The organism is Streptomyces sp. NRRL WC-3618 (assembly GCF_001280005.1).
GTDB lineage: Bacteria > Actinomycetota > Actinomycetes > Streptomycetales > Streptomycetaceae > Streptomyces.
Window position 1 is genome coordinate 1 of sequence record NZ_LGDW01000115.1, and the last position, 9,174, is coordinate 9,174.

The following is a 9,174-nucleotide window of genomic DNA, read 5'->3' on the forward strand; positions in this document are numbered from 1 at the left end:
ACGCGGGCATGGGGGAGCACCTCCGCGAAGGCTGGCCGGGGGGAGGGGGAGTGGGCCGAACGTGGGATCCGTGAGCACCGTAGGCCCATACGATCTGCGGCCCGGGTCAGGCAGCGGGCGGCGCGCGTCGGTGTCCCCCGTTCGCGGTAACGTGAGCCCCCTATGAACGCCAAGCCCGACGTGCGGTTGCCCGCCGTGTCCGTGATCATGCCCGTTCTCAACGAGGAGCGGCATCTGCGCGGAGCCGTCCAAGCGATCCTCGCCCAGGAGTACGCCGGCGAGATGGAGGTCGTCATCGCCCTCGGTCCGTCGACGGACCGCACGGACGAGATCGCCGCCGAGCTGGTCCGGGAAACCGCCTCCGACGCCAAGCGCGTCCACACGGTCCCCAACCCCACCGGACGCACGCCGGCCGCGCTGAACGCCGCGATCAAGGCCTCCCGCCACCCCGTGGTCGTACGCGTCGACGGACACGGCATGCTCTCGCCCGACTACATCGCGACCGCCGTCCGTCTCCTCGACGAGACCGGCGCGCAGAACGTCGGCGGGATCATGCACGCCGAGGGCGAGAACGCCTGGGAGCACGCGGTGGCCGCCGCGATGACCTCGAAGATCGGCGTCGGCAACGCCGCCTTCCACACGGGCGGTGTGGCGGGGCCCGCCGAGACCGTGTACCTCGGTGTCTTCCGGCGGGCGGCCCTCGAGCAACAGGGCGGCTACAACGTGGAGTTCATCCGCGCCCAGGACTGGGAGCTGAACTTCCGGATCCGGGAGGCGGGCGGCCTCATCTGGTTCTCGCCCGAGCTGCGGGTGTCGTACCGGCCGAGGCCCTCCGTGCGCGCGCTGGCCAAGCAGTACAAGGACTACGGGCGTTGGCGCCATGTCGTGGCCCGCTACCACGAGGGCTCCATCAACCTGCGCTACCTCGCCCCGCCCACCGCCGTGCTCGCGATAGCGGCGGGCGTGCTGCTGGGCGCCGTACTGACCCCGTGGGCCTTCCTGGTGCCCGGCGGCTACCTCGCGGCGATCACGGCGGGCTCGGTGCCGGCGGGCAAGGGGCTCCCCCTCAAGGCCCGGCTGCAGATCCCCGTCGCCCTCGCCACCATGCACATGTGCTGGGGCTGGGGCTTCCTGACGAGCCCCAAGTCGCTTGCCAGGAAGGTGATCGCGGCCCGTCGGCCGGCGGTACTGGACGGCGCGAACGCGGCCTGAACACCTACGTCCTGAATCCCTACGAGCCGGGGCCTGCCGTCACCACTGACGGCAGGCCCCGACTCATGTGCGCGGCCGTCTACCAGCGGTAGGGCGAGTACACGTCCATGCACGCGTCGGTGTCCGAACCGACCACTTTGTCGGCGCTCTCCGGCAGTTGGCCCGCCTTCGGCGCCTTCTGCTTCGGATAGGACGCGCCCTCGCGCCAGTCGGCGCCCACGGTCACCGTCACACCGGAGACGTCCGTCGACTTCTTCACCGAACTCGCGGGAATCCCCAGGGACTTGGCGACCAGCTGGGCATCGCCCGCCAGATCGGCGCTCGGATAGCGTACGACCGTCTTCTCCACGGACAGCGAACCGGACGGGTCCGCCGCCGCGTTCGTGAAGCCCTTGCCCGAGAGGGCCTGGCTGATCGTGGTCGCCCGGCCGCCGACCGCGGCGAGGGTGGCCGTCCGCGTGCCGTTCTGCACGAGCACGCCGATCTCGCCGGGATCGGCCGCCGGGTCCGTCGAAGCCGTCGCCGCGACGGCGGGCTTCGGCGCCTTCGGCGCCGCGCTGCCGCCCTTGTCGTCGAAGGCCACGTCGTCGCGGAGCATCGTCCACACCTGCTCGGCGTCCGCGTCGGCCGCCACCAGATGGTTGCGGTCCTTGGGGTCCTCGACGGTCGGCATCGTCGTCATCGTGATGCGGTCGGTCGGCACCGACTTGAGCTGCATGCCCAGGTCGTACAGCTCCTTGACGGTGCCGAGCTCCTCGGACACCGTCAGGGACTTGGTGGCCGCCTCGGCCAGACCGGTGAGCCGTCCGGCGTCCGTGAAGACGTTCTGTGCCTTCAGCGTGCGGATCATCGAGTTCATGTACATGTGCTGGGCCTTGGCACGCCCCAGGTCGCTGTAGAAGGCGTGCCGGGTACGCAGCCACTGCAGCGCCTGCTTGCCCTGGACCTTGTGCTTACCTGCCGTGAGCTTGAGCCCGGAGCCGCCGGACACGTTGGGCCGCGGGCGGTCCCACACGTTCTGCTTCACGCACACCTCGACGCCGCCGATCGCGTCGGCCATTTTCACCACGCCCGCGAAGTCGATCGTCATCCAGTGGTCGATGTAGACCCCGGTGAGGTTCTGCCAGGTGGCCAGCGTGCAGCCGGCGCCGCCCCGGGCCAGCGACGTGTTGATGATGTCGTTGGTCGCCGCGAACTTCTCACCGGTGTCGGGGTCCACGCACTTCGGTATGTCGACGCGGGTGTCGCGCGGGATGCTCACCACGGCCGCGCTCTTGCGGTCGGCGGAGACGTGGACCAGCATCTGGACGTCGCCCAGCGGCGGGTTGCCGCGGTTGGCCCTGTCACCGCCCAGGGACACGTTGGCGTCGGAGTTACGGCTGTCCGAGCCGATCAGCAGGATGTTCAGCGGAGTCTGTCCGGCCGCGTTCGGCTCGGTCCGCCGCGCCTTGGAGTCGCCGCTGCTGCGCGTGCCCTTCTGGATGTTGCCGTTCAGGTGCTCGTAGTACAGGTATCCGACGCCGGCTGTGCCCAGTATCAGTATCGCGAGGGTCGCCGCCGACCAGCGAAGCACCTTGTGTCTGCCCACCGGCCCACCTCTTCCCCCGGCACCACCACCGCCACCGTCGTCGGACGCGCCGCCGTCCCCATCGCCGGCGCCGCCCCCGTGCTCGCGCGAACCGCCTTGCTGCCCCGGAACCCGAGCAGGCCGGACGCCTGGTCGCGTCCCCTCCCCCTGCACACTGCTCTGTGTCATTCCCCTGCCTCCCCACCCTTGCGCCGCCGTCGAACAGGCCTGCCTCGCGTCCTCTTAGACGCGAGACAGGCCTGTCAGGTCAATCGGCGCACCAAAAACTTCTGGCACAGACGTCCACCAGCCGGCCGGAGTACTCAGCCGGACCGCTCAGCCGGTGTGGTCGACCGGCGTGGACCGGCGTGGCCGAACCGGCGTGGTCAGCTGGCGCACTGCACCTTGTCCGCCGTGGACTGCCCCTCCACGGTCGGCGCCTTCGCCGGCGCGGTGAGCGAGACGCCGGCCCCCTTGAAGTCCTTGCCCAGGGTCAGCGTCATGGTGGGCTTCCCTTGGGCGTTCGTCACACTCTTGCCCGGCTTCATCGCCGCACCGGACAGCCCCATGATCTCGGCCAGCCGCCGGGCCTGGTCGGCCTGGTCGGGCGCGTACTCCAGCGTCGTCTTCGCGAGCTCCGCCGAGGCGTTGCCCGCGTTCTCGGACTTGGTCACGCCCTCGTCATTCTGCAGGTAGTTGAGCGTCTCCTGCGCGGAGCCGCCGACGGCACCGCCGTTCAGGATCCGCACCCGCACCTCGGAGGCGGCGGACTTGGTGCCCTTGAGCCGGGCGGCGATGGCAGCCGCCTCCTTGGCCTTCTGCTGCTTGACCGCGGTGAACGACACGTCGTTGGCGATCGCGTTGAACACCTCGGGACCCGTGACCTGGTTGACGATCACCGTCTTGCGGACGACACCGTCCGCCGGGTTGTCGATGACCGGCACGGTCATGAAGGTGATGTTCTTCGGCGGCACCTTCTTCAGCTCCAACGCCACGTCCTTGAGCGTGGAGACGTTGCCGAGACCGGTGTCCACGGTCAGCGCCTTGGTGGCCGCCTCGGCGAGCTTGAGCAGCTTGGTCGGGTTGCTCAGCGTGTCACCGGAGGCCATTTTGCGCATCAGCGAGCTGAGGAACTGCTGCTGCACCTTGATCCGGTCCAGGTCACCGTGGTTGCCGAAACTGTGCCGCGTACGGACGAAGGCGAGCGCCTGCTCTCCCTCGACCTTCGACTTGCCGGCGGGCAGCTTCAGCTTCGACTCCTTGTCGTTGACGGCCTTGGTCACGCAGACCTCGACACCGCCCACCGCCGTCGTCAGCGTCTTCACCGCGTTGAAGTCGGCCATCATGAAGTGGTCCGGCGAGATGCCCGTGACCTCCTTCACCGTGCGCATGGTGCAGCCGGGGTCACGCCCGTCCTGCCCGAGGCTGGTGTTGAAGCGGACGTCCGGGGTGCCCTTGATGATCTTCTCGGACCCGTCCTTCTGCACGGTCGGACAGTCCGGGATGTCGACGACCAGGTCACGCGGAATGCTCAGCGCGGTCGCGTTCGTCCGGTCCTTGGAGACGTGCAGCAGGATCGTCGTGTCCGCGTGCCCGACGCTGCCCGCGTCCCCGTAGGCCTCGTTGCCCGCACCGGTGCGCTTGTCCGTGCCGATGATGAGGATGTTGAAGGCCTCGTCCTTGCTGAAGCCGGCCTTGCCCGCCGTACCGACGTCCGTCGTCGTGACGTTGCCCTCGAGGTGCCTGAGGTAGAGGTAGCCCGCCGTGGTGGCGGCCACCAGGACGAAGGCCATGGTCCCGCCCGTCCAGAGCAGCACCTTCTTGGCCTTCGACTTCTTCTTCTGCGGGGCGCGCGAACGGCGCCGCCCGGGCAGCGGATCCTCTTCCTCGGGCACACCGCGCCGCCGTCTCGGCGGGGGGACCTGCCCGGGCGTACCGGGCACCCCGTGTGTCTCTCGCTCCCGCTCCGGAGCCGCCGAACGCCCGCGTCCCGCACCCGCGTTGGCGGGCGCGGCTCGGCGAGGTCCCGGTACCGCTGATTGCGGTGCGGAGGGAGTCAGTCGCAGTTCGTATTCGCCGGTGCTCGGGTTGAGCACCCACTGGTCTGCGGGGTCGATGTCGCCCGCCTGCCCACGGCCTTGCGCGTCCACGGTTTCTGCATCCTCCGTCGGGGCCACGCGGCGCCTTTCCCCCTCCAAAGGCGCTCGGGTCTCGGTCTCCCGGTGTGCACACGACACGTGTCCTGACGCACCGGATCGCTCACACTATCCGGCCAGTTGGGTGTCAAACGACGACGGTGACAAATTCCACGCCCCTACACCGGGCAATCCACCCAATTTCTTGAACTAAGGTTCGGTGACTTGGCAAGCGCTTTACCCGCAGGCGCCCCGGACGGCGGTGTTCCCGCGAAAAGTGGGTACGGGAGTCGGCCCGCCCGAATCGTCTCGAACCGGCCTTTCTCCCCTGACCGCCACGGGAGAGTCCGTCCGCCGCCGCTCGAACAGCCGCCCGGCGTCCGGCTCGACACGCTGGTCACGATCGGCGTCGTAGGCGTACGCCTCACGTGGGACGGTCAGGAATCTCACATGTTCGACGAGGAGGTCGCGCATGCCACCCACCAATTCGCACAAACCGCGCAGACTGGCCGGCGTGGGGTCCGTGGTGAGGGAGGAAGTCCCGGCATCGAGCACCGGATAGAGCCTGACCGGCCCGCAGGACGTCCTTGCTCTGCACCTTGTTGACGAGCGCCCCGAGAAATCGCTGCTGCCGGTCCATCCGTGGGTGTCGCTCCCATTGCCGAGGGACTTCCGCGCCCGCACATACCCGAGCGCCTGTTCCCCGTCGAGCGTCACCTTCCCGGCAGCGGCACCGTGGTCCGGCGTGATGTCCCCGTCGAGCTTGGCGTAGACCCCGAGCTCGATCCCGACGCGCGGAAGGCGGGCCGGGGCGGGCCGCTGGTCGACCGAACGGCTGACCGCCGGGGGCGGGCGCCGTACGACAACCCGCCCCTACCTGCGGCGAGTCGCCGTCACCTTCTCCTCCTCGACCCGCTTGGCCACCACATCCTCGTCCGCCCGCTCGAGATGCCGGCACAGCACCACGGACCCTCCGGTGGCCAGCGGCGAGTACAACCCCGCGCTGACCCCGTCCCACGTGTCGTACCCCAACCCCGACAGCAACCGGGACCCGGGCCCCGTGAGCCCGAACCCCACCGCGTCCGCCCCGGCCCGCTCGACCACCTCCGCCCCCGTGAACTCCGCCCCGGCCACGATCAGCGCGGGCGCCTCCGGATCGACGGGCGCGTACGGCGCGAACCGGTCCCCCTGCCCCGGCACCTCCACCGCGTAGTCGGCGAAGCCGGCCGGAGGCTGCGGAAACCGCCCGCCCAACGGCCGCAGCGCGAGGGCGATCCGCTCACCGGAACACGCGCGCGCCGCGTCCAGGGTGTCGGGCCCGCTGACGACGATGTCGGCGGCACCGGCCTCACCGGCCATGTCCGCGACGACGCCCACCGACGAACACGCCAGCAGCCACACCGCCGTCTGCCAGTGCGCGGGCAGCAGCAGCGCGACCCGGTCACCGGGTTCGGCGGACAGCTCGCCCTGGAGGAGATTCGCGGTCTTGGCCACCCAATTGGCGAAGGTGGCCACGGACAATTCGACACGTTCGCCCGTGGCGTCGTCGTAGAAGGTCACCAGGGGGCGCGCGGGGTCCGCGGCGAGCGCGGAACGCAGCAGGTCGGCAGGGGTGCGGTCGATGGCGTTCACCCGCGCAAGGCTACGCGGCACGGCGGGCGCGGGCCGCCCCGCGAAGCCACCGGTTCGGACGAACCCGCCAGACGGATCGTCAGTTCATCGATGGACAGATATGTATGACTATGTCCAGGATCAGGGGCATGCGTGGATACCTGTCTTCCTCCGTCGGCGTCGTATGCGCGACCGTCCTGGCGCTCCCGTTGACCCTGCCCACCAACCCGGCTTCGGCCCTGGCGAGACCCGCCGAGGCGAGACCGGCGGCCCCCGCCGCTCCCGCTGTCCCCGGCGCCACCCAGTCGCTCCCGCTCACCCCCCTCCCCGGCGACCGCACCCTCGGTCCGGCCGCCGAACAGGGCCTCTATCGTCCGGACGTACGGCACTTCTCCCTCGTAGGCGTCATCTGGGACAATCCGGACACCGAGTTGTACGGCCGGGTCGAGGTCCGCACCCGGGCAGCCCGCGACGGCCGATGGTCCGGCTGGCAGGACGTCGAGACGCACAACCACGAGCACGCGGCCGACCCCGACTCGGCCGAACGCGCCTCGGGCCGGGTCCGTGGCTCCACGGCACCGCTGTGGGTCGGTGACTCGAACGGCGTGGAGGTACGCGTACGGGCGGAGGGCACAGGGCGCGCCCTGGACGCCGGCGCCCCGCTCCCCTCAGGTCTGCGCCTCGAACTGGTGGACCCGGGCGCGGCACCCGCGGCACCCGGCCGACAGGGCGCCCGCGCCCTGGATCCGGCGGAGCCGGACCCCTCCACCGAGTCCCCGGAACCGGAGTCGGAGCAGGAGTCCGAGCCCGGCACGGCGAACGCGGACCTCGCCCAGCGAGGGGTGAAGCGGGTGAAGCCCTTCATCGGCGCCCGCCCGAAGATCATCACGCGTCGAGGCTGGGGCGCCGACGAGACGCTGCGCGAACGCGGCTTCGTCTACACGAAGACGGTGAAGGCGGCCTTCGTGCACCACACGGCCTCGGGCAACAAGTACTGGTGCTCGCAGGTCCCGTCCGTCATCCGGGGCATCTACCGCTACCACGTGCTGAGCAGCGGCTGGCGGGACATCGGCTACAACTTCCTCGTCGACCGGTGCGGAAACATCTACGAGGGCCGGGCCGGCGGCATGACGAAGCCCGTGAGGGGCGCACACACGCTCGGCTTCAACACCAACAGCATGGGCATCGCCGTCATCGGAACCTTCACGAACTCCAAGCCGTCACAGAACGCGGTGAAGGCGATCGCTCGGCTCACCGCCTGGAAACTCGGTCTGTACGGGGTCAATCCGAACGGGAAGACATACCTGACGTCGGGTGGTGGCAATCTCTACCGAAAGGGAAAGAACGTACGACTGAACGTGATCTCCGGCCACCGGGACGGCTTCGCCACCGAGTGCCCGGGCCGGCTCCTCTACGGGCAGCTCGGCACGGCACGCAAGACGGCGGCCAAATACCAGGGGCGATGAGTTCTCGGGTCGAACGATCTGCACACACTGGCCGGCCGAACACGATTTCGGTCGGTCCCGGCAGGAAGCAGAGACGACAGGTGACAGAAGCGATCCTCCTGGTCGGCGGCAAGGGCACCCGGCTGCGCCCGCTCACCGTGCACACCCCGAAGCCGATGGTCCCGGCCGCCGGGGTCCCCTTCCTCACCCACCAGTTGGCGAGAGCGAGAGCGGCGGGGGTGGAGCACATCGTCCTGGCGACCTCCTATCTGGCCGAGGTCTTCGAGCCGTACTTCGGCGACGGCTCGTCGCTCGGCCTCCACCTGGAGTACGTCACCGAGGACGAACCCCTCGGCACGGGCGGCGCGATCCGCAACGTGGCCTCCCGACTGCACTCCGGCCCGGACGACCCGGTGCTCATCTTCAACGGTGACATCCTCACGGGCCTGGACATCAGGGCCCTGGTCCGCACGCACGAGTCGACGTCGGCGGACGTCTCGCTCCACCTGACCCGTGTCACGGACCCGAGGGCCTACGGCCTGGTCCCGACGGACGACACCGGCCGGGTGACAGCGTTCCTGGAGAAACCGCAGACCCCCGAGGAGATCGTCACCGACCAGATCAACGCGGGGGCGTACGTCTTCCGCCGCTCGGTCATCGACACGATCCCGGCGGGCCGGCCGGTGTCGGTGGAAAGAGAAACGTTCCCTGAACTCCTGTCCGTCGGCGCGCACCTCCAGGGTTTGGTCGACTCGACGTACTGGCTGGACCTGGGCACCCCGGCGGCCTTCGTACGAGGCTCGGCGGACCTGGTCCTGGGTCGCGCCCCCTCCCCGGCCGTCCCCGGCCGCTGCGGCGACCGCCTGGTCCTCCCCTCGGCCCAGGTGGCCCCCGACGCCAAGCTGACCGGCGGCACGGTGGTGGGCGAGGGCGCGTACGTGGCGGAGGGCGCGCGCGTCTCGGGCAGCACGATCATGGCGGGCGCGGTGGTCGAACCGGGCGCGGTCATCACCGACTCCCTGATCGGTGTACGGGCCCGCGTGGGCGAACGCTCGATCCTGACCGGCACGGTCATCGGCGACGGCGCGATCATCGGCGCCGACAACGAACTGAGGGAGGGCGTACGGGTATGGTGCGACGCCCGAATCCCCAGCGGAGCCCTCCGCTTCTCCCCGGACAAGTAGGGGAGTCCCCACCCCCCAGC

The 9,174-nt window shown here is 70.0% G+C and carries 6 protein-coding genes and 1 pseudogene; 3 read left to right on the plus strand and 4 right to left on the minus strand.

Annotation, left to right across the window (positions count from 1 at the left end; genetic code table 11):
• The first annotated feature begins 162 nt into the window (after nucleotides 1–162).
• The gene (locus tag ADL01_RS13750) at nucleotides 163–1,212 is read left to right on the plus strand and encodes a glycosyltransferase family 2 protein (protein WP_053742258.1); all 1,050 of its coding nucleotides are present in this window, start codon (nucleotides 163–165) and stop codon (nucleotides 1,210–1,212) included.
• A gap of 79 nt (nucleotides 1,213–1,291) precedes the next feature.
• Here ADL01_RS13750 and ADL01_RS13755 read toward each other — a convergent pair whose 3' ends face one another.
• The 4 genes and pseudogenes from ADL01_RS13755 to ADL01_RS13770 all read right to left on the minus strand — a co-directional run bounded on the left by ADL01_RS13755 (nucleotide 1,292) and on the right by ADL01_RS13770 (nucleotide 6,546).
• A complete protein-coding gene (locus tag ADL01_RS13755; RefSeq protein WP_078960501.1) occupies nucleotides 1,292–2,968 on the minus strand; it encodes an LCP family protein in 1,677 nt (558 codons plus the stop codon).
• A gap of 197 nt (nucleotides 2,969–3,165) precedes the next feature.
• Nucleotides 3,166–4,929 (minus strand): LCP family protein, encoded by a 1,764-nt coding sequence (locus ADL01_RS13760; protein ID WP_078960502.1) that lies wholly within the window; start codon nucleotides 4,927–4,929, stop codon nucleotides 3,166–3,168.
• A 222-nt stretch (nucleotides 4,930–5,151) separates the two neighbouring features.
• Nucleotides 5,152–5,640 (minus strand): annotated as a pseudogene (locus ADL01_RS46105) (LCP family protein); the annotation flags it as partial.
• Nucleotides 5,641–5,787: 147 nt separating this feature from the next.
• A complete protein-coding gene (locus ADL01_RS13770; protein ID WP_053742260.1) occupies nucleotides 5,788–6,546 on the minus strand; it encodes a TIGR03089 family protein in 759 nt (252 codons plus the stop codon).
• Between the two features lie 128 nt (nucleotides 6,547–6,674).
• On the opposite strand from ADL01_RS13770, the gene ADL01_RS13775 reads away from it, so the two are divergent.
• Both ADL01_RS13775 and ADL01_RS13780 read left to right on the plus strand, forming a co-directional pair.
• Nucleotides 6,675–7,991 (plus strand): peptidoglycan recognition protein, encoded by a 1,317-nt coding sequence (locus ADL01_RS13775; RefSeq protein WP_053742261.1) that lies wholly within the window; start codon nucleotides 6,675–6,677, stop codon nucleotides 7,989–7,991.
• Nucleotides 7,992–8,071: 80 nt separating this feature from the next.
• Nucleotides 8,072–9,154 (plus strand): nucleotidyltransferase family protein, encoded by a 1,083-nt coding sequence (locus ADL01_RS13780; protein WP_053742262.1) that lies wholly within the window; start codon nucleotides 8,072–8,074, stop codon nucleotides 9,152–9,154.
• Nucleotides 9,155–9,174: the final 20 nt, after the last annotated feature.